The 19,413-nt window shown below is 38.0% G+C and carries 17 protein-coding genes and 1 pseudogene; 12 read left to right on the top strand and 6 right to left on the bottom strand.

The window, feature by feature from the left end:
* The first annotated feature begins 34 nt into the window (after window positions 1-34).
* Window positions 35-571 (top strand): dCTP deaminase, encoded by a 537-nt coding sequence (gene dcd / locus ACFX5U_RS21345; RefSeq protein WP_400262073.1) that lies wholly within the window; start codon window positions 35-37, stop codon window positions 569-571.
* A 67-nt stretch (window positions 572-638) separates the two neighbouring features.
* Here dcd and prfB read toward each other — a convergent pair.
* A protein-coding gene (prfB, locus tag ACFX5U_RS21340) for a peptide chain release factor 2 (protein ID WP_400262072.1) occupies window positions 639-1,722 on the bottom strand; the annotation gives its coding sequence in 2 pieces (ribosomal slippage) (window positions 639-1,661 and window positions 1,663-1,722; 1,083 coding nt in all).
* 248 nt (window positions 1,723-1,970) lie between these two features.
* On the opposite strand from prfB, the gene pgi reads away from it, so the two are divergent.
* On the top strand, window positions 1,971-3,620 hold the full coding sequence (pgi, locus tag ACFX5U_RS21335; RefSeq protein WP_280571466.1) for a glucose-6-phosphate isomerase: 1,650 nt from the start codon (window positions 1,971-1,973) through the stop codon (window positions 3,618-3,620).
* A 79-nt stretch (window positions 3,621-3,699) separates the two neighbouring features.
* Here pgi and pfkA read toward each other — a convergent pair whose 3' ends face one another.
* The 4 genes from pfkA to ACFX5U_RS21315 all read right to left on the bottom strand — a co-directional run bounded on the left by pfkA (window position 3,700) and on the right by ACFX5U_RS21315 (window position 8,134).
* Window positions 3,700-4,674, bottom strand: coding sequence for a 6-phosphofructokinase (pfkA, locus tag ACFX5U_RS21330; protein ID WP_038701778.1), 975 nt, complete (start codon window positions 4,672-4,674; stop codon window positions 3,700-3,702).
* 170 nt (window positions 4,675-4,844) lie between these two features.
* Window positions 4,845-6,539 carry a protein-disulfide reductase DsbD family protein gene (locus ACFX5U_RS21325; protein WP_400262071.1) on the bottom strand — a complete coding sequence of 565 codons (1,695 nt, stop codon included), beginning with the start codon at window positions 6,537-6,539 and terminating at the stop codon, window positions 4,845-4,847.
* 245 nt (window positions 6,540-6,784) lie between these two features.
* A complete protein-coding gene (locus ACFX5U_RS21320) occupies window positions 6,785-7,234 on the bottom strand; it encodes a protein-disulfide reductase DsbD domain-containing protein (protein ID WP_038701776.1) in 450 nt (149 codons plus the stop codon).
* 129 nt (window positions 7,235-7,363) lie between these two features.
* Window positions 7,364-8,134 carry a biotin--[acetyl-CoA-carboxylase] ligase gene (locus ACFX5U_RS21315; RefSeq protein WP_400262070.1) on the bottom strand — a complete coding sequence of 257 codons (771 nt, stop codon included), beginning with the start codon at window positions 8,132-8,134 and terminating at the stop codon, window positions 7,364-7,366.
* 50 nt (window positions 8,135-8,184) lie between these two features.
* On the opposite strand from ACFX5U_RS21315, the gene ACFX5U_RS21310 reads away from it, so the two are divergent.
* From ACFX5U_RS21310 to ACFX5U_RS21290, 5 genes are all read left to right on the top strand, one after another.
* A complete protein-coding gene (locus tag ACFX5U_RS21310; protein ID WP_400262069.1) occupies window positions 8,185-8,313 on the top strand; it encodes a hypothetical protein in 129 nt (42 codons plus the stop codon).
* Window positions 8,306-8,560: a ribosome silencing factor gene (gene rsfS / locus ACFX5U_RS21305; protein ID WP_400262068.1), complete on the top strand. Its 255-nt coding sequence runs from the start codon at window positions 8,306-8,308 to the stop codon at window positions 8,558-8,560. Before ACFX5U_RS21310 ends, rsfS begins: the two co-directional genes overlap by 8 nt.
* 40 nt (window positions 8,561-8,600) lie before the next feature.
* Window positions 8,601-10,673, top strand: coding sequence for an ATP-dependent zinc metalloprotease FtsH (gene ftsH, locus ACFX5U_RS21300; protein ID WP_038701774.1), 2,073 nt, complete (start codon window positions 8,601-8,603; stop codon window positions 10,671-10,673).
* A 92-nt stretch (window positions 10,674-10,765) separates the two neighbouring features.
* Window positions 10,766-11,380 (top strand): lactate utilization protein, encoded by a 615-nt coding sequence (locus ACFX5U_RS21295; protein ID WP_280571469.1) that lies wholly within the window; start codon window positions 10,766-10,768, stop codon window positions 11,378-11,380.
* A 4-nt stretch (window positions 11,381-11,384) separates the two neighbouring features.
* Complete coding sequence (locus ACFX5U_RS21290) at window positions 11,385-12,008, top strand: rhomboid family intramembrane serine protease (RefSeq protein WP_400262067.1); 624 nt, start codon at window positions 11,385-11,387, stop codon at window positions 12,006-12,008.
* Between the two features lies 1 nt (window position 12,009).
* On the opposite strand, the pseudogene ACFX5U_RS21285 reads toward ACFX5U_RS21290, so the two are convergent.
* A pseudogene (locus ACFX5U_RS21285) lies at window positions 12,010-13,549 on the bottom strand (YifB family Mg chelatase-like AAA ATPase).
* Between the two features lie 239 nt (window positions 13,550-13,788).
* Between ACFX5U_RS21285 and ACFX5U_RS21280 the strand changes: the two are divergent.
* The 5 genes from ACFX5U_RS21280 to ACFX5U_RS21260 all read left to right on the top strand — a co-directional run bounded on the left by ACFX5U_RS21280 (window position 13,789) and on the right by ACFX5U_RS21260 (window position 19,409).
* Window positions 13,789-14,058, top strand: a complete 270-nt coding sequence (locus tag ACFX5U_RS21280; protein ID WP_038701770.1) for a YtxH domain-containing protein — start codon at window positions 13,789-13,791, stop codon at window positions 14,056-14,058.
* Between the two features lie 84 nt (window positions 14,059-14,142).
* Entirely contained in the window at window positions 14,143-14,562 is a 420-nt protein-coding gene (locus ACFX5U_RS21275) for a hypothetical protein (RefSeq protein WP_038701769.1), read from the top strand.
* On the top strand, window positions 14,537-15,046 hold the full coding sequence (locus tag ACFX5U_RS21270) for a hypothetical protein (RefSeq protein ID WP_280571471.1): 510 nt from the start codon (window positions 14,537-14,539) through the stop codon (window positions 15,044-15,046). Before ACFX5U_RS21275 ends, ACFX5U_RS21270 begins: the two co-directional genes overlap by 26 nt.
* A 272-nt stretch (window positions 15,047-15,318) precedes the next feature.
* On the top strand, window positions 15,319-15,975 hold the full coding sequence (trmB, locus tag ACFX5U_RS21265; protein WP_038701767.1) for a tRNA (guanosine(46)-N7)-methyltransferase TrmB: 657 nt from the start codon (window positions 15,319-15,321) through the stop codon (window positions 15,973-15,975).
* Between the two features lie 125 nt (window positions 15,976-16,100).
* Window positions 16,101-19,409, top strand: coding sequence for a SusC/RagA family TonB-linked outer membrane protein (locus ACFX5U_RS21260; RefSeq protein WP_400262066.1), 3,309 nt, complete (start codon window positions 16,101-16,103; stop codon window positions 19,407-19,409).
* Window positions 19,410-19,413 lie beyond the last annotated feature (4 nt).

The raw sequence follows: 19,413 nt of genomic DNA, 5'->3' as shown, positions 1-19,413 counted from the left end.
GTTCAACTTTAATCTGGAATAATATTGAATAAACATGATTTTATCGGATAAACGTATACTAGAAGAATTAGAGAATGGCAATATCGTTATTGAACCATATGACCGTAAATGCTTAGGTACAAATTCATATGACGTTCACTTAGGGAAGTATTTAGCAACCTATAAGAGCCGTGTGTTGGATGCTAAACTTCATAATGAGATCGATCACTTTGAAATTCCCGAAGAAGGATTTGTGCTAGAGCCAAACACACTCTATTTGGGGGTTACTTTAGAATATACGGAAACGCATAAACATGTGCCATTTTTAGAAGGAAAATCAAGTACAGGTCGTCTCGGTATCGATATCCATGCGACTGCCGGAAAAGGTGACGTTGGATTTTGTAATACTTGGACGTTAGAGATCTCATGTGCTCAACCCGTGCGCATCTATGCAGGTATGCCGATCGGACAGCTGATCTATTTTGTAGTAGAAGGTGATGTAGAGATTCTTTACAATACAAAAGGTAATGCCAAGTATAATACAAAAACGATAAAACCAGTGGAATCTATGATGTGGAAGAATTCATTTTAGGTTAAATGCAACATAACAAAAAGAGCAAAGACTTAAAAATCTTTGCTCTTTTTTATTGGATAACTGTTTATCCTCCAAATTCCATTAAATATGCTTTTAAGAATTCATCGAGGTCCCCATCTAATACTGCTTGTGTATTGGATGTCTCATAATTCGTTCTTAAATCCTTAATTAATTTATAAGGGTGTAGGACATAATTTCTTATTTGAGAGCCCCATTCAATTTTCTTTTTATTGCCTTCGATTGCATCTGTCGCTTCTTGACGTTTGCGCATTTCAATCTCGTATAATTGCGATTTCAATAAGCGGAAAGCGTTTTCTTTATTCTGCAACTGTGATCTAGATTCTTGATTTTTGATGATGATACCAGTTGGTTTGTGATGCAGACGTACCGCTGTCTCCACCTTGTTCACATTCTGACCACCTGCTCCACCAGCACGGAAGGTATCCCATTCGATCTCCGAATCCTTCACATCAATTTCGATATGGTTGTCGATAAGAGGATACACATATACCGATGCAAATGACGTGTGTCGTTTGGCGTTGGAGTCAAAGGGAGAAATGCGGACTAATCGGTGAACACCATTTTCGCCTTTTAGATAGCCATAGGCAAAATTACCAGACAGCTGTAGCGTTACCGTTTTTATCCCAGCAACCTCACCTTCTTGCGCGTCCTGTTCTGTCACTTTGTAACCGTTTTTCTCGCCCCACATGATATACATACGCATTAACATGGCGGCCCAATCGCAGCTTTCCGTTCCTCCTGCACCCGCAGTTATCTGTAGAATAGCATCCAGTTGATCTTCCTCGGCGCTCAGCATGTTCTTGAACTCCAATTCTTCCACCTCTTCTACAGCAAGATGATATTGTTCATTAAGTTCGGCTTCGGTTGCATCGCCAGCTTGATAAAACTCATACAATACCTCGGTATCTTCAACAGATGCCACGACCTGATCAAAATGATCGGTCCATACTTTCTGTACTTTGATGGATTGTAATATTTGTTCAGCAGCTTTTGAATCATTCCAAAAGTCCGGTTGTAAGGTAATGGCTTGGTCTTTCTCTAATGCTTCTTTTTTAGCATCGATGTCAAAGATGCCTCCTCAGGGAAGTTACACGATCCCTCAAATCTTGAATTTGTTCTTTGGTCATAATCACAAAGATACAGCTTTCTATAAGAAAAGCCCAAAAAGCTTAGGTATGATTTAAATGATAGTGATTAATTTTTATATTTCCTCGAGAGTATGCTTTTGATGGCAGAGTAGCAATCGATAATTGCATAGCAACCATGAATCCCAATGAAAAAAGAGTAACAAAACTAAAATATTTTTTTTATGATAGGGTACAATTAACATGGTAAATAAAACAAATTTATCTAAGTTTGATTAAAATTGAAAGATATGTTACCAAAAATAGATTTTACACAGACGGCTGCTTACCGTTATTTAGCAGATCATTATATCACGATTAATGAGCACAGCTTAAAGGACTTGTTCGATCAAGATTCATTCCGATTTGAGAAATACAGCATCGAGTTCAATGATATTCTTTTAGATTATTCGAAAAATAGAGTGAATGACGAGACTGTAGCGTTATTGCGTCAGTTGGCCAAAGAATGCCACTTGTCTGAAGCGATTGAAGCCATGTTTCAAGGAGAGAAAATCAATGAAACAGAAGGTCGTCAAGTGTTGCATACCGCTTTACGTAACCAATCCGGAAAACCAGTTCTTGTTGATGGACAGGATGTGATGCCTGATGTACATGCTGTTTTAGCACAAATGGAATCCTTTACAAATCGTATTCTTTCTGGCGAGTGGAAAGGGTATACCGGCAAAGCGATCACCGATGTGGTTAATATTGGTATCGGTGGTTCAGATTTAGGACCTGTTATGGTTACAGAGGCACTAAAAGCATACCGCACACACTTGAATATGCACTTTGTATCCAATGTAGATGGTACGCATATTGTCGAAGCGATAAAAGACCTTGATCCCGAAACGACTTTATTTTTAATTGCCTCAAAGACGTTTACGACGCAAGAAACGATGGCGAATGCAAACTCAGCTCGAGCATGGTTCTTGAAAAGTGGAGCTCAACAAGAGGATGTAGCGAAGCATTTTGCAGCATTAAGTACCAATACAGCTGCGGTTGCGGCGTTTGGTATCGATACGAAAAACATGTTCCAGTTTTGGGATTGGGTCGGTGGACGTTATTCACTTTGGTCAGCTATTGGCTTGTCCATCAGTTTAGCTGTTGGTTATGATAATTTTAAAGAACTATTGATTGGAGCCTATGAGGCCGATGAGCATTTTAGAACAACTCCATTCGAAGAAAATATTCCCGTTACTCTAGCATTATTGGGGATCTGGTACAATAATTTTTTTGAAGCAGAAAGTCATGCCATATTACCATATGATCAATATATGCACCGTTTCGCGGCTTATTTCCAACAAGGCGATATGGAAAGTAATGGCAAGTATGTCGATCGTAATGGTAACCGTGTCGACTATCAAACTGGTCCTATCATTTGGGGTGAGCCAGGTACCAATGGTCAACATGCTTTTTATCAACTGATCCATCAGGGGACGAAGTTGATTCCTTGCGATTTTATTGCACCAGCAATCAGTTTAAATCCAATTGGGCAACATCATCAGATGTTATTGTCCAATTTCTTTGCACAGACAGAAGCCTTGATGAATGGTAAATCTGAAGAGACTGTTGTAGCAGAATTAAAAGCTGCAGGTAAATCTGAAGAAGAAATTGAAAAGCTGAAAGCTTTTAAAGTGTTTGAAGGAAATAGACCTAGTAATTCTATTTTGCTTAAAAAAGTTACTCCACGTTCATTAGGAACGTTAATAGCACTTTACGAGCATAAAATATTTGTTCAAGGAATCATCTGGAATGTATTCAGTTTTGATCAATGGGGCGTGGAATTAGGTAAGCAACTTGCGGGTCAGATTCTTCCAGAGCTGGAGTCCGAAGATATCATTACCACCCACGATTCATCGACAAATGGCTTGATCAATCAATATAAAGCTTGGCGCTCATAAGCGTTAACGGAAAATAAAAAAAGCTTGGTTAAATTCTTAACCAAGCTTTTTTTATTTTATCAATCTTCAGTTGTAAAGATTACAAAGAAAGGATTTCCACGATCCGCAATAGATCTTGATTGATTGCATCAATGTGTTTAATTGCTTTTTTGAAAGATATAAATTGCACTTCACCATGAACTAAACCAACCATTTCACCTTTACGACCCTCAAGCAGTGCCTCTACAGCGGAAACACCTAGTCTGCTTGCCAATACTCTATCCATACATGTTGGGCTTCCCCCACGTTGAATATGACCTAAGATAGAGAGGCGAACATCATATTTCGGAAAGTTTGCTTTGATTTTTTCAGAAACAACCATTCCACCTTCAGAGTCACCTTCGGCAACGATTATGATACGTGATGATTTGCTTTTGCGGGTTTTATCCAAGCGTTTCATGATCGCATCGTAATCGACATTAAACTCAGGGATCAAAACGGCTTCAGCACCTGTACTGATACCCGATCTCAAGGCAATAAGTCCAGAGTCTCTACCCATTACTTCGATGACAAATAGGCGGTCATGCGATTCTGCAGTATCTCTAATTTTATCGACTGCTTGAATGACGGTATTGATAGCCGTATCGTAGCCAATTGTAAAATCGGTTCCAGCAAGATCATTATCAATTGTGCCCGGTAGACCAATAATTGGAATATCAAATTCATCTAAAAATTTGGAAGCTCCAGTAAAAGTTCCATCCCCACCGATAACAACTAATGCATCTATTTCGTGTTTTTTAATATTCTCATAGGCTTTTTGACGACCTTCTATGGTGCGAAATTCATCACTTCTTGCCGTTTTTAATATGGTTCCACCACGTTGGATGATGTTGGCTACAGATTTCACGTCCATGGCATACATATCGCCATTAACTAAACCGTCATAACCTCTTTTTACACCAAAAACATTTAAACCATTATATATACCTGCTCTAACTACCGCGCGAATGGCAGCATTCATCCCTGGAGCATCTCCCCCAGAAGTTAATACTGCTATATTTTTAATATTACTCATAATTTAAACTTAGATAAATCGTATTTCGGTTTGCAATATAAACCAGTTGAATGAAAAAAACAACTTATTCGGATTATCTATTTGTAAATAAATGATCCAAATAAGTTGCAGTTCCTTTTTTGTCAGCTCAAACAAGGATTGGATGAGCAAAACCAGGGGCTATTAAACCGTTATTTTAGCGCTTTAAAAGCGTCAATGCCACTTTGTAGATATTTCGCGTATTCAATAGGGTCGTAGTTAGCACCTGATGGTGGTACCAACACATTTCCTTCCGTATCTACGATCACATATAAAGGCTGCGAATTACTGTTGAATTTTGAAGCTTGGAAATCAGAATTTTTGTTTCCGATATTTTTAATCTTTTTACCCGAATAAGAAGAAATAACCTGTTCTTCAGCGGGTAATTCCGTGCGGTCATCCACAAAAAGTTCCGCCATAACAAATCCTTCTTTTAATAATTTAGCAACATTAGGATCTGTCCATACATTAGCTTCCATTTTACGGCAGTTAACACAGTTCCAGCCCGTAAAATCGATTAAAACAGGTTTATTCAATTCTTTTGCAGTTTCAATTGCTTGATCGTAGTCGTAATAAGGGTCAAACCCCTTAGGTGTGCCACGGTCATGGAATATTTCTGCATATTTTTTTACTTTCCCATCCGAATGTACAGGTGAAGCACCTGCCACTCCTGCTGATAAATCGAAATCTTGCGTTGCCGATGGTGGTAAGAAAGCTGAAATTGACTTGAGAGGTGCTCCCCAAAGACCAGGTACCATATAGACAACAAACGAAAAGACGATGATAGCTAAAAATGTACGTGGTACAGATAAGAATTTCAATTCACTATCATGAGAGAATTTGATTTTCCCAATTAAGTAGAGTCCCATCAATCCGAAAATAACGATCCATAGTGCTAAGAAGACCTCACGATCCAACCAGTTCCAATGATAAGCTAAATCAACATTGGATAAGAATTTAAGCGCTAAGGCCAATTCCAAGAATCCCAATACCACCTTTACGCTATTTAACCAACCACCTGATTTAGGAAGCGATTTTAATAAAGAAGGAAACATGGCAAATAGAGCGAAGGGAATGGCTAATGAAATGGAAAAACCAAGCATTCCAATTGCTGGAGCCAGTCGCTCTCCTTTAGAAGCTGCTTCTACCAGTAGGGTTCCGATAATAGGACCTGTACAAGAGAAGGAAACTAAAGAAAGGCTAAATGCCATAAAGAAAAGACCTACTAATCCACCTTTATCAGACTTAGCATCCATTTTATTGACAAACGAACTTGGCAATGTGATTTCGAATGCACCGAAAAAAGAGGCTGCGAATGCAACCAACAAAAGGAAAAATATAAAGTTAAAAACACCATTTGTAGATAGGGCATTGAGCGCATCAGAACCAAATAAAATGGTGATGATCATACCCAGGGCGACATAAATGATGATGATGAATAATCCATATAACAGCGCCTTGCTGATTCCACTTGCTCTTGATCCTGCTTGTTTTGTAAAAAAGCTAACCGTAAGCGGTAACATCGGGAATATACAAGGCATTAAGAGGGCTGCGAAACCACCAATCAAACCTGCAAGGAAAATACCCCAAAGAGATTTCTTTTCTTCAGGAGCTAATTCGATTGCTGCCTTTTGTGTGGTTTGGGCAGTATCCTGACTTATAGTGTCGGGGCTTTCTGAGAAAACCAGATCTTCTGGAACTTCGGAAAGTGTTGCTGTATCTGTCGATTCTGTAAATTCGATTCCCTCAACACTAAGCAAAGAGTCTTGCATGTTTGCAAAGGAAAGAATAGGAATGAATAAACTGAAAACAACGAAGTAAAATAAAAATAGTTTCTTTTTAGCCATTTTTTGTAGAGTTCAAATATAATCTGTAAAAATAAAAAAAGACGAGGAGAATAGCCTTATGTTTTAGTAGTTGTAAAGTCAATTTTACTATTTTGGTTGCAACATTAAGCATACAATTGCCCTTTCGTGATCAATATCTGTTTATCGCTTCAGTTTTAACACTTCCTTAAGGGTTGAAAAAACAAAACGCTAATCGGATGTTGTTTATCTGATTAGCGTTTGTTAAAGGACTTTATGTTCTTACCTTATTTAATCGTGACCGTAAAGGCATAATCAGTAGGAGGAAGACATTGTGATTTATCACAAGCTTGATATTCTACCGAACCTTTTACTGTTGCAGTGCCGTTTGTTAATTTTACTTTTTGTTGGAAAACAACCTCTTTTGCAAAATAACCGACATTCATTTTGAATACTTCTTCATATTTGGTGGCTGGTTTTGGCTCGGCTGTCTTACCATTTAAAGTATATTCTTTAGAAGCAGGGAATGTAAAAGAAGTCGGAATCGGACCATTTTCTCCAACGTTTTGAGAATAAATATGCCATCCATCTTGGATCGTTGCTTTAATAAATATGACAGCTTCTTTACTGTTTAATTTTTTTGAAGCAACCGTAAACTTTACTGGGTCATGGATTTGAGCCACAGCACCTGAAATAGCAAAAAATAATACTGCTATTATTAATGTGAATTTTTTCATCAGTGTAATTTTTTAAATAGTTGTTGTTCCTGAGTATGACAAAGTGAAACAACTAAAGTTTAATTTCTTTTAGCAAATTTACTAGTTTGCGCGAATATATTTATCGGAAGAGGGTAATTATTTTGTTGCTTACAGGATATACCGAATTTCCTGAAGGCTAAACTCTTTTAGCTCATTTTCGATTTCAATCTGCAATAGACCGTTTGCATGTACTTCGATGATTTTGCCTATCATTTCTTCTTCATGTATCTTATATTTTCTCCATTCATCTTTTCTAAACAGATGTTGATTATATGCTATTAGTTGCTTTTCGTGATCTCCATTTTGGAGTCGTTTGTATTCCACATCTAGAAAAACATAGAGTTCATGGGCTAAATCAGCAATCACATAAGGCTCGTTGACACCGGTAATGGACCTTAACGAAGTAATATGATTGCTATTCTCGAAATTGATTTGATTCACATTAATGCCAATGCCAATAATACTCGTGGCTATCTGATACCCCTTTATGCTATTTTCAATGAGTATCCCTGCTATTTTTTCATCATTTACATAAATGTCATTTGGCCATTTAATGTGTACTTTCTGGTCGGTTTTCGTTTTTATCCAGTTGAATATACCGAGGCTTATTGCACAGGATAGGGAAAATTGTTGATTGATCGCTAGGAAATGCGGGTAAAGTAGAATTGATGTCGTGATATTTTTACCAGGCTCGCTCGTCCAAATGTTGCCTCTTTGGCCTTTTCCAGCAAATTGTTCTACTGCTAAAATGGCAGAACCTTCGTCCTGTGGCTTGAATTTTGACAAGTTATCTTTAAAATAATCATTTGTGGAAGCCACACGGTCGAGAGTAATTAAACTTTGACCGATGATAAGTCCTGAAAATGTGTTATTTTGCAAAGTGATTAATATTTAATTGTATATAATAGTCAAAACTATAATATTTTTTAATGGATAAAAATAAAAGTTCGGAATTGTCAACCCGATTATCAGAGGTGGTTGTTTATGGGATGCAGGAGAAGAAAGCCAATGAAATTGTGCGATTGGATTTGAGAAACATTAACAGTTTCTGTGTCTGATTATTTTGTCATCTGCCATGCGGAATCCCACATTCAAGCTCATGCAATAGCGAAAAGCGTCGAGGACGAGGTCTATAAAGCATTTGGGTATGATCCACAATTTAAAGAAGGACAGGGGACAGGAGAGTGGTTGATATTAGACTTTGTTGATGTGGTGGTCCACATCTTTAAGAAGGAACAAAGAACACTTTATGCCATCGAAGACCTATGGGGCGATGCGCAAATTCAAGACTTTCAGAGTGCTTAAATAGTAGAAATTAGAATTAAAACGATATAAATAAGATAGAATGAAGAAAATACCAACTGGTAAAATAACCCCAAAACCGCCCAAGTTTAATATCATGTGGCTTAGTTTTGCATTGATATTGGCTTTTTTTGCATTACAATATGTTTTTAGCGATGTCACGACTAAAAAAATTACATACAGTGAGTTTGAATCTAAGATTTTACCTACTGGTGATGTTGAGAAATTAGAAGGAACAAAGAAAAATGATCTTGTTCAAATTGACGTTTACATCAAAAAAGATCGTTTAAATGACGAAAAATATAAAGAAGTAGCCCCTGGACCAAATGCATTGTCTTTGACACCTGCAGCTGGACCACAGTATACTTTTACAGAAGCTTCTGCTGATATTTTAGCGGCAAATTTAAAAGCTGCTCAAGAAAACCTTCCTGAAGGTACACCTCGTTTGGGCGTGAGTTATGAAGATCGCTCAAATCCATGGACGAATTATTTCGTAACGTTTATTCTACCAATGGTCGTATTGGTATTGTTATGGTTATTCCTAATGCGTCGTATGAGTGGTGGTGGTGCAGGTGGTGGAGGCCAAATCTTTAATATTGGTAAATCCAAAGCACAGCTGTTTGATAAAGAATCTCAAGTGAATATCACATTCAATGATGTGGCAGGACTAGAGGAAGCGAAGCAAGAAGTGATGGAGATTGTTGATTTCTTGAAGAACCCAACAAAATACACCAATTTGGGAGGTAAAATTCCAAAAGGTGCATTATTGGTAGGCCCTCCAGGAACAGGAAAGACTTTACTTGCCAAAGCAGTAGCAGGCGAGGCTCAAGTTCCTTTCTTCTCATTATCAGGATCTGATTTTGTGGAAATGTTCGTAGGTGTTGGTGCTTCTCGTGTCCGTGATTTATTTAAACAGGCGAAAGAAAAAGCGCCATGTATTATCTTTATCGATGAGATTGATGCTATTGGTCGTGCTCGTGGTAAAAACTCGATGATGGGTGGTAATGATGAGCGTGAGAATACCCTGAACCAACTCTTGGTAGAGATGGATGGTTTCGGAACGGACTCAGGTGTTATTATTTTGGCTGCAACCAACCGTATCGATGTATTGGATAGTGCATTATTACGTCCAGGTCGTTTCGATAGACAGGTGTCTATTGATAAACCCGATTTAATTGGTCGTGAGCATATCTTTAAGGTACACTTGAAGCCTTTGAAATTAGCAGAAGAAGTTGATGCCAAAAAATTATCAGCACAAACACCTGGTTTTGCTGGGGCAGAAATTGCGAACGTATGTAACGAGGCAGCTTTAATAGCAGCGCGTAAGAATAAGACGGAAATTAATATGCAAGATTTTCAGGATGCGGTAGACCGTGTGATTGGAGGCCTTGAGAAAAAGAATAAAATTATCTCTCCAGAAGAGAAGAAAATTGTTGCTTACCATGAAGCAGGACATGCGATTGCAGGTTGGTATTTGGAGCATGCCGATCCTTTGGTAAAAGTATCGATCGTACCTCGTGGCGTAGCAGCTTTGGGATATGCGCAGTATTTACCGAGAGAGCAGTTCTTATATACGACAGAGCAATTAGTCGATAGTTTGTGTATGACGATGGGTGGACGTGTAGCTGAAGACATTACTTTTGGACGCATATCTACAGGTGCTCAAAATGATTTGGAAAGAATCACAAAATTAGCATATGCCATGGTTGCGATTTATGGTATGAACGATAAGGTCGGTAATGTTTCATTCCGTGATGGATCTGAACAATTTCATAAGCCTTATTCTGACAAAACGGCAGAATTAATTGATTCTGAGGTACGTAATTTAATCACAGATGTTTATGCTAGAACTAAACAGTTATTGTTAGATAAACAAGATGGTTTGGTTGCGATTGCGGAGAAATTATTAGAGAAGGAAATCTTATTTCAAAGTGATTTGGAAGAAATCTTGGGTAAACGACCATTTGATACAAAAACAACATACGATGAGTTTGTGAACAGTGGCGATGGAGGTGGGGTCCCACAAACGGACCTTCCGTTGGATGTACTTCCCGAAGAGGCTAGTGGTGCAGAACCTAAAGTAGGTATTAAAGAAGAGGATAGTCCAAACGTATAAATTTTAGTTTTACAGCGCTTCTTTAAAAAGAAGCGCTGTATTTTTTAGTAGTCCGCCGCATGAATGTTAAAAACAGCAGTAGTAAAGAGCAGATGCTAGGCAAAATAAGACAGGCTCTAGTACAAAAAAATGAAAATCCACATCCTAACTTCCAGAAAACTCCGTTATACCAGGAAGAGGATGAGTTAGTCGATGTTACCTTTGCCCGCGAGCTGACAGCTGTTGGAGGAAAGTTCTTGTATTGTGACGGTGAGATCGATCTGATTGAAAATTTGATTCACCTCACCGAGGAAAATAATATTAAGAAGATATTTACATGGGAAAAAGGTGTTCAAGATTTATTGAATCCTTATGGTTTCCCTATTCATACGAATGAGGTTGACTTTGATGAAGCCGATGCAGGGATTACTTCATGTGAAGTTTTGATTGCACGCAATGGCAGTGTTATGGTGAGTAGTGCCAATGCTTCAGGACGTCGATTAGGGATTTATCCCCCAATCCATATTGTGATAGCAAAAGCTTCTCAAATGGTGTGGGACATTAAGGACGCGCTCTCTTATATGCAGCGTCGTTATGGAGATCAGATTCCCACGATGGTTTCCACTGTTACCGGACCTTCCCGCACAGCAGATATCGAAAAGCGTTTGGTATTAGGTGCACATGGACCGAAAGAATTATATGTTTTATTATTAGAGGATCGTTTTTAATTTTATGATACAAGAATATCTGTTTTTAACTCCAGTAGCGAGTATTATCTTTGCTTTAACCATTGCATCGAGCATCTATAGCTTTTCAAACCCACAAGTATTGGGCGAGATGATGCTGCACCCCTTTAGCATCTATCGTAAAAAACGTATCTACACCATTTTGACGAGTGGTATGGTACATAAAGATTGGGGACATCTGCTCTTCAATATGATCACGTTTTATTACTTTGGATTTGGATTAGAGAAGATGTTGATCCAGATCAGTGATTGGGGTCATTTTCAATTTGCCCTAATCTATGTTTTGAGTTTAGTATTGAGTGATATCCCAACGATTCTGCAACAGAAGAATAATCCCGGCTACTACAGTTTAGGTGCCTCAGGAGCAATTTGTGCCGTGTTGTTTAGTTACATCATGTTTGATCCTAAAATGATGTTAGGGATCTTTATGATCATCCCAATGCCTGCATACATATTCGCGGTTCTTTTTCTAGCCTATTGTGTATGGGGATCAAAAAATTCGCGTGATGGTATCAACCACGATGCGCATTTATTCGGAGCATTGTCTGGAGTACTCCTTACTTTATTGCTTTATCCCTGGATCTTAAAACATTTTATCAGTCAATTTTAGGTTATCCAGCCCAACTTTCGCGATCTAGGCTTCTGAATTGGATCGCTTCGGCAAGATGATGGTTTTGTATGATGGATTCATGTTCCATATCGGCTATTGTTCTTGCCACTTTTAAAATCCGGTCGTAAGCGCGGGCCGATAAACCCAATTTTTCCATGGCTGTTTTTAATAACAGCTTACCCTGCTCGTCAATCGCACAGTTTTTTCGCACCTGTACACTGTTCATCTGTGCATTATTGTGAATCGTGCTGTTGTCTTTAAAGCGTTCGCGTTGGACTTTTCTAGCCTTTATTACACGCTGGCGAATGACCTCGCTTTTTTCAGACTTTTGGTCTGATACAAGCTCCTTAAACGCTACAGGGGTTACTTCTACATGGAGATCGATTCGATCTAATAACGGTCCTGATATCTTGCTTAGATACCGTTGGACGGCATTACTTCCACATATACATTCTTTCTCTGGATGGTTGTAATAACCACATGGACAAGGGTTCATCGCCGCAATCAACATGAAGCTAGCAGGGTAGTCCACCGAGAACTTTGCTCGTGAGATGGTCATGTTTCGCGATTCCAGGGGCTGCCGCATCACCTCTAAGACGGTTCTTTTAAATTCCGGAAGTTCGTCTAAAAATAAAACTCCGTTGTGCGACAACGAAATTTCTCCAGGTTGGGGGCTTGTACCACCGCCTACAAGAGCAACGTCGGAGATGGTATGATGTGGTGCGCGAAAAGGTCTTCGGGTCATCAGCGAATCCTTAGCAGCCAATTGTCCTGCAACGGAATGTATCTTGGTGGTTTCTAACGATTCTTCTATCGTTAAAGGAGGCAGTATGGTAGATAGCCGCTTAGCAAGCATTGTTTTTCCCGCTCCAGGAGGACCTATTAAAATCACATTATGGCCACCGGCAGCAGCGATCTCCAATGCCCGCTTTATATTTTCCTGCCCTTTAACATCGCCAAAGTCGGTATCCACACAAGTCGCTGTGTTCGAAAACTCCCGTTCAATATCCACGATTGTAGGGGTCAATTTCACTTTATCATTAAAAAAATCAATGACTTCAGTTAGGTTGTCCACACCGAGAAACAGCTAGGTTCGATACGATGGCAGCCTCTCTGGCATTCGTATTGGGCAAGATGATTCCTTTAAACTTATCTTTCAATGCTTGAATGGCAACAGGGAGCACGCCTTTTATCGGTTGGATTTTCCCATCCAATGAGAGTTCCCCTAGAATCAAATAATCGGCAAGTTTGTCTCTATTTATCTGATCCGAGGAAGCTAATATCGCTGTAGCAATGGCCAGATCATAGGAGGACCCTTCTTTTCGAATGTCAGCAGGAGCAAGATTGACGACTATTTTTTGGCGGGGCATCCGACAGGCACAAGACACAATGGCACTTTCTATTCTTTGCAAGCTTTCTTTCACGGCATTATCAGGTAAGCCCACGATATAATATCGGGTACCTGCGGTAATATTAACTTCAACTGTTATTGTTGTAGCTTCGATACCGTATACAGCACTGCTATAGGTCTTTGTTAACATATAATTGGTCTAACTGGTAATTAAAGTTAATAAAATATATCTATTATTTTTTGAAAATGATTTATTTACCTTGAAGTACAAGGCGATTTGTGATTTTAGATAACATTTATTATATTGTTGTAATCGCTTTTTATCATATATCAAAAAAATTATTGGCTTTTGGCAAACGATTTGCTTAGGTATTTGTATTATTACTGATTGAGATAGATTGCAAGGATTAAAATTTAAAGTTTAAGAATATGAACGATAATAGTAAAGTATTAGTAGCATTATTAGCAGGTTTAGCTGCAGGAACGGCTTTAGGAATTTTATTTGCACCGGATAAAGGAGCAGAGACAAGAGATAAGCTTAATGAATCATTAGCAGATTTAGGTGATGCAATCCGTGAGCGAGCTGAAGAACAAGTCGATCAATTAACTGATCTTAAAGAGAAAATAGTTTCAACGTTAAAAACGAAAATAAATAAAGGAGAAGATCTTCTAGAAGATGAAATAACTGAGCACGCGTAAATCGCTGCAATCTCCTGACTAAAGAAATCATTATCAATAATATGATCAGGGGCTTTCCGCCTCTGATTCTTAACATAAAAGTAGATGGAAGAAGAAAAATTCTCCTTAAGTGGTACATTCCAAAAAACAAAGGAATATTTAGATTCGCAGTTAAATTTAATTCGACTTAAGACTGTAGAGCGATCTTCTCGTTTAATTGCAAGTTTAATTGTTGATGCTGCAAAACTGATATTGACTTTATTCATTTTGTTTTTTCTATGTCTTGCACTGGGCTTTTATTTAGGAGAGGTATTGGGTAGTTATTCTTTGGGCTTTTTAGCTACTGCGGGTATATTTATAATTATAGTCTTGCTCATTCGTGTATTTGAGTCTAAGCTGGAGTCTACGTTTATGGATCTATCCATACGGAGATTTTCTGCCAAATGGACTGATGAGGACGAAGAGGAAGATAATAACGTGAAACAAGAAAAAGTAGAACATGACGAAACACAGCAAAATTCATAATTTAGCCGAGCTTAAAACTGAGATTGCACGTCTTAAGGTTTTAAAAAATGAGCAGGAAGCCTATTTGAAATCACAGGTAAGTTTATTAAATCATAAGATTGAAACACCCATGCGTATTTTTAAGGCTGTTAAATCAAATATCCCAGGATTGGATATGCTGTCGGGTCTGTTTTCTTCTACAGTAAAAGGAGAAGCGAAAAGTGGCGATTGGTTAACGAAAAGCTTGCGTATAGGTGTTCCTTTTGTGATGAATAGATTTTTCTTTAGAAAAGCAGGTGTATTGAAAAAAGCATTACTCTTATTGGCTTCGGAAAAAGCACTTGGTCAAGTCAATCAAGATATGGTAACGAGTTTAATTGCCAAAGCCACGAACTTTATAAAGCCCAGTAAAAAGAAAAAAAGAAAAGCCTCAGCTGTCAGTCCTCCTGTGTTGGAAGATCAAGTCAATGAATATGGTATACCATCTTATAGTGAAACGTACTAAAAAACTGCTGTTTTCGCTATTAGCTGGATTGTCTATACCATCCCTTAGACCTATTGCTTTGATTCTTTTGAGCATATAATTTGCTCTTTCTCTTCCTTTTTCATTATTTTTTCTGAATAATGAAGCAACGCGCAACGAAAAGATAGCAGATAGTATACCTGAACCATAATCAGATTGATGATTGTACCTGTAGTATTATATTAAAATCTTTTCATGCTTAAGCTATTGATTACTTAAAATATAAGGTTAATTTTGTCGCATATTTTATAGTAATGGGTAAAGACAAACTTAGAAAATTTGCGGAGATTGGAACTTTTGACAATGTCGTAGAACTTGATGCGGGTAAAGCACTTAAAGGTCAGTGGGCTAACACGCATTTTAAAAATAACAATCCAATCGTGGTCGAGTTGGCCTGTGGTAAAGGTGAATATACCGTTAATCTTGCTAAACTTTTTCCTGAAAAGAACTTTATTGGTGTAGACTACAAAGGTAATCGTATATGGAGAGGAGCTAAAACAGCTATTGAAGATGGTATCACGAATGTTGGATTTTTACGTATTCAGATTGAAACCATTTTGGAATATTTTGAAGAAAATGAAATTGCTGAAATTTGGATTACTTTCCCTGACCCTCAACCTCAGGATAGCCGTGAGAAAAAACGATTAACAAATCCTACTTTCTTAGGCCGTTATAAATTTGTTTTGCAAGATGGAGGGTTTATGAACCTAAAAACTGATAATGATGGTTTTTATAATTATACATTAGAGCAGATTGAAATCTTAGGTTTGAAAAAGTACGCAGAGACAGCAGATCTTTACCATTCTGATTTGGTAGACGAAGTATTGTCAATCAAAACCTATTATGAGAAAAAATATCTCGCTGTTGATAAGAATATAAATTATGTAAAATGGTCTTTTGATCAAGTTTAATACATATAGGCTACATAAAAAAAGGAGTAAAATTTTTATTTTACTCCTTTTTTTATGCGGTTAATTAACAAAAAGCTTATATAGACATTCATTTAGTAAAACAATGTTAACATAAAACAACAGCTATGTTAATATTGGGATTGCATTTTTGTGCGGAAGTAAAATCCGTTGACAAAAACTCTTGCATGAATCATTATTACCTATCTCATTTAAAAAAAGCACTGCTCGTATGTAGTATACTCGAATGCAGTTCGTATCCTCTTTTTGCATCAAATCTCCATGTCGAAACTAAAATCTTTTCCAATATTTTGGAACAAGAAAGTGTTTCCTTTAAAGGAAAAGTAGTGGATGGAAATGGACATCCTCTACCTGATGTTTCAATTCTCAATGGAAGTAAGAGCATTGGTAAGACGGACAATGCTGGGGCATTTACATTAACAGTTGCCAAAGGAACAGTATTGACTTTTAAGTCATTGGGGCATCGTACCCATGAGGAGCAGGTCAACAACCAGGCTTCAAATGTCGAAATTAAATTACACTCAACTGAACGTGCTTTAGAAGAGGTTGTGGTCACAGCATTAGGTATAAAACGAGAAGAGAAGTCTCTTGGTTATTCGGTCAGTACTGTAAAGGGAGAAGAGCTTACGAATGCCGTTTCGAGCAACTGGATGGATGCCTTGTCAGGTAAAGTGGCAGGGCTCAATCTTATGCGCTCAGGAGCAGGCCCAGTAGGGTCAACTAAGATTATCTTACGTGGGGAGAATAATTTAACGGGAGAAAATCAAGCGCTGATTGTTGTTGATGGTGTGATTATCAATAGTGGATCAGGGAGACGATCAGGCAATGGTTCTGATGCTATTTATGGCACCGGTGGTGATAATATGCCAGCAGATTACGGTTCCGGTATGGACGATATTAATCCTGAAGATATCGAAAGTGTTTCGGTGCTAAAGGGACCGGGGGCAGCTGCCCTTTATGGACAAAAAGCAGCCAATGGTGCCGTTATCATCACCACTAAATCAGGAGCCAAAAGAAATGGAAAATCACTAGGGATAACCTTAAATTCAAATACATCATTTGAAAGCGTCAACCGTTGGCCAGATCTACAATATGAGTATGGTCAGGGCACAGGAGGATCAGATCATTACTCCTATGGGGCATCAATTGACGGCGGAAGTACAAGCGGTACTAGTTCTGCATATGGACCTAAGTTTGATGGTCAAAACTTTTTTCAATTTGACCCCAATCTTCAAGCAGTTGGAACAGAGCGAACACCTTGGAAGCCTTATAAAAATAGCAATACCTTTTTTGATGTCGGTAAAACTTACATGAATACCATCTCAATTGATGGTGGATCGGAAAAAACAAATGCACGTTTCTCCGCAACCAATGTTCGTAATCAATGGATTTTACCCAATACAGGTTATGATCGCAATACAGTCGCTTTATCCGTCAACTCGAAGGTAAGTGATAAATTGAGTATCACTTCCAAGGTGAGCTATAATAACCGAAACAGTGATAACTTACCTGGGGCAGGCTATGGTAATCAATCGTTGATGTATTGGTATATCTTTTGGCAACCTAGTGCAGATGTAAACTGGTTACAAGATTATTGGGTAAAAGGTCAAGAGAATCGGAAAATAATGTACCCTTACAGTACATACCCCGAAAACCCGTATGCGATTTCTTATGAATTTATTAACCGCAATAACCGCAATACATTTACCGGTAATGCACAGGCTTCCTATCAGTTTTCAAAAGAATTTAGCGCACAGGTAAGAGCATCTATTGATTTTTCTAGCGAAGATAGAGCACAGCTGCGACCTTATGATGCCGGTTCTAAATTTGCCGAAGGGAGCTACCGTACACAAGATATCTTTTCAAAGGAAACGAATCTAGACTTCTTGTTGAAATATGATAAACAAATACATGAGGATTGGCATATAACCGCTACAGGAGGAGGAGGTACATTACGTAATAATTACCGTGTGACCTCTTTAGCATCAGATGGTTTGACTTTTCCTGGAGTATATAACCATACGAATAATAAGTATGGTATTAAAAGTGTTCAGAGCATTAGTAATTTTGAAATCAATAGTTTTTATGGTTTAGTTACCACAGGATTCAAAGATTATCTGTTTTTTGATGTAACGGGACGAATGGATTGGTCGAGTACATTAGCTTCGTCAATCGTTCCCGATAAAAATGTAGGTTTCTTCTATAACTCCTTCAACAGTAGTTTGGTATTATCCGAATTATTCTCATTACCTAAAGCCATTAATTTTGCGAAATTACGTGCATCAGTTGCTTGGGTTGGATCAGGTGTAGATGCACCATATATGACACAGTTTGGATATGTAGGGGGTAACCCACTTATTGGAGGCTCGTTGCAAAATCCAACTACGCTAGTCAATCCTTATATCGAACCACTTTCAACACGGTCAATAGAGTTTGGAACAGATGTACGCATGTTTAAAAATCGTTTAAATATTGATGTAGCGGTTTATCAAGGCAATACAAGTAAACAGCATCTTTACCGTACTATTGATCCATCGTCAGGCTATTCCAAATATTTAATGAATATGGGAGAAGTTCGTAATAGAGGTTTGGAGATTGCTGTAAATACGAATCAGCTTGTCAATAAAGAAGGATTTAATTGGTCATCTAGTATTACTTATAGCGCTAATAGCAATAAAATTATGTCAATTCCTGATTCTTCGATTGTGCTCCAATATCGTTCAGTGGGAAGTGGGCAAATTGTTGGACTACAAGGTGGAAGTATGGGTGATATGTATGGTATAGGATATCAACGCGCTCCAGATGGTCAAGTTATATACGATGAAAAAACCGGTGCAGCCCTATTAACAGAGAATGTTGTCTATTTAGGTAATACGATTCCAACCGGGAAATTAAGTCTGGGAAATACATTTAGTTATAAGAATTTTAGATTAAACGTCTTATTTGATACCCAGTGGGGAGCAGTAGGTCATTCTTTAACACATTATAAATTAGCAGAACAAGGGAAAACAAAAAATACGCTCCCAGGTCGCTACAATGGAATTGTTGGAAATGGTGTAATTTCCAATGGTGATGGTACTTATCGAAAAAATGATGTTGTAGCAACCAATATAGACGAATATTATCGTTCACATTATGGTCAAGATAATGCTGAAGGAAGTACATTCCCAACCGATTTCATCAAATTTCGTGAAGCAAGATTGGATTATTCCTTCAAAAAAGATGTTTTAAAAAGATGGGGTTTAGATAAGGCCACAATCGGTCTTTATGGAAGAAATTTATTTATTTGGTCAAAATGGCCAGCCTTTGATCCTGAATTTGGAACATTGGATGGTGGAGATATTCTAAAAGGCTTTGAAATTGCTCAGTTTCCATCAACACGTACAATAGGATTTAATTTAGTCTTGGGTTTTTAAGTTG

This window comes from Sphingobacterium sp. SG20118 (genome assembly GCF_044740685.1).
Taxonomy (GTDB): Bacteria; Bacteroidota; Bacteroidia; order Sphingobacteriales; family Sphingobacteriaceae; genus Sphingobacterium.
This window is presented reverse-complemented; position numbering and strand designations above follow the sequence as displayed.

Bases quoted from the DNA above. Each gene is read 5' to 3' on its own strand.
- ACFX5U_RS21295 (WP_280571469.1), top strand. From the start codon at position 10,766: ATGCTAGGCAAAATAAGACAGGCTCTAGTACAAAAAAATGAAAATCCA.
- pgi (WP_280571466.1), top strand. From the start codon at position 1,971: ATGTTACCAAAAATAGATTTTACACAGACGGCTGCTTACCGTTATTTA.
- ftsH (WP_038701774.1), top strand. From the start codon at position 8,601: ATGAAGAAAATACCAACTGGTAAAATAACCCCAAAACCGCCCAAGTTT.
- ACFX5U_RS21320 (WP_038701776.1), bottom strand. From the start codon at position 7,234: ATGAAAAAATTCACATTAATAATAGCAGTATTATTTTTTGCTATTTCA.
- ACFX5U_RS21260 (WP_400262066.1), top strand. From the start codon at position 16,101: ATGTTAATATTGGGATTGCATTTTTGTGCGGAAGTAAAATCCGTTGAC.
- ACFX5U_RS21290 (WP_400262067.1), top strand. From the start codon at position 11,385: ATGATACAAGAATATCTGTTTTTAACTCCAGTAGCGAGTATTATCTTT.
- ACFX5U_RS21325 (WP_400262071.1), bottom strand. From the start codon at position 6,539: ATGGCTAAAAAGAAACTATTTTTATTTTACTTCGTTGTTTTCAGTTTA.
- ACFX5U_RS21270 (WP_280571471.1), top strand. From the start codon at position 14,537: ATGACGAAACACAGCAAAATTCATAATTTAGCCGAGCTTAAAACTGAG.
- pfkA (WP_038701778.1), bottom strand. From the start codon at position 4,674: ATGAGTAATATTAAAAATATAGCAGTATTAACTTCTGGGGGAGATGCT.
- trmB (WP_038701767.1), top strand. From the start codon at position 15,319: ATGGGTAAAGACAAACTTAGAAAATTTGCGGAGATTGGAACTTTTGAC.
- dcd (WP_400262073.1), top strand. From the start codon at position 35: ATGATTTTATCGGATAAACGTATACTAGAAGAATTAGAGAATGGCAAT.
- ACFX5U_RS21275 (WP_038701769.1), top strand. From the start codon at position 14,143: ATGGAAGAAGAAAAATTCTCCTTAAGTGGTACATTCCAAAAAACAAAG.
- ACFX5U_RS21310 (WP_400262069.1), top strand. From the start codon at position 8,185: ATGGATAAAAATAAAAGTTCGGAATTGTCAACCCGATTATCAGAGGTG.
- ACFX5U_RS21280 (WP_038701770.1), top strand. From the start codon at position 13,789: ATGAACGATAATAGTAAAGTATTAGTAGCATTATTAGCAGGTTTAGCT.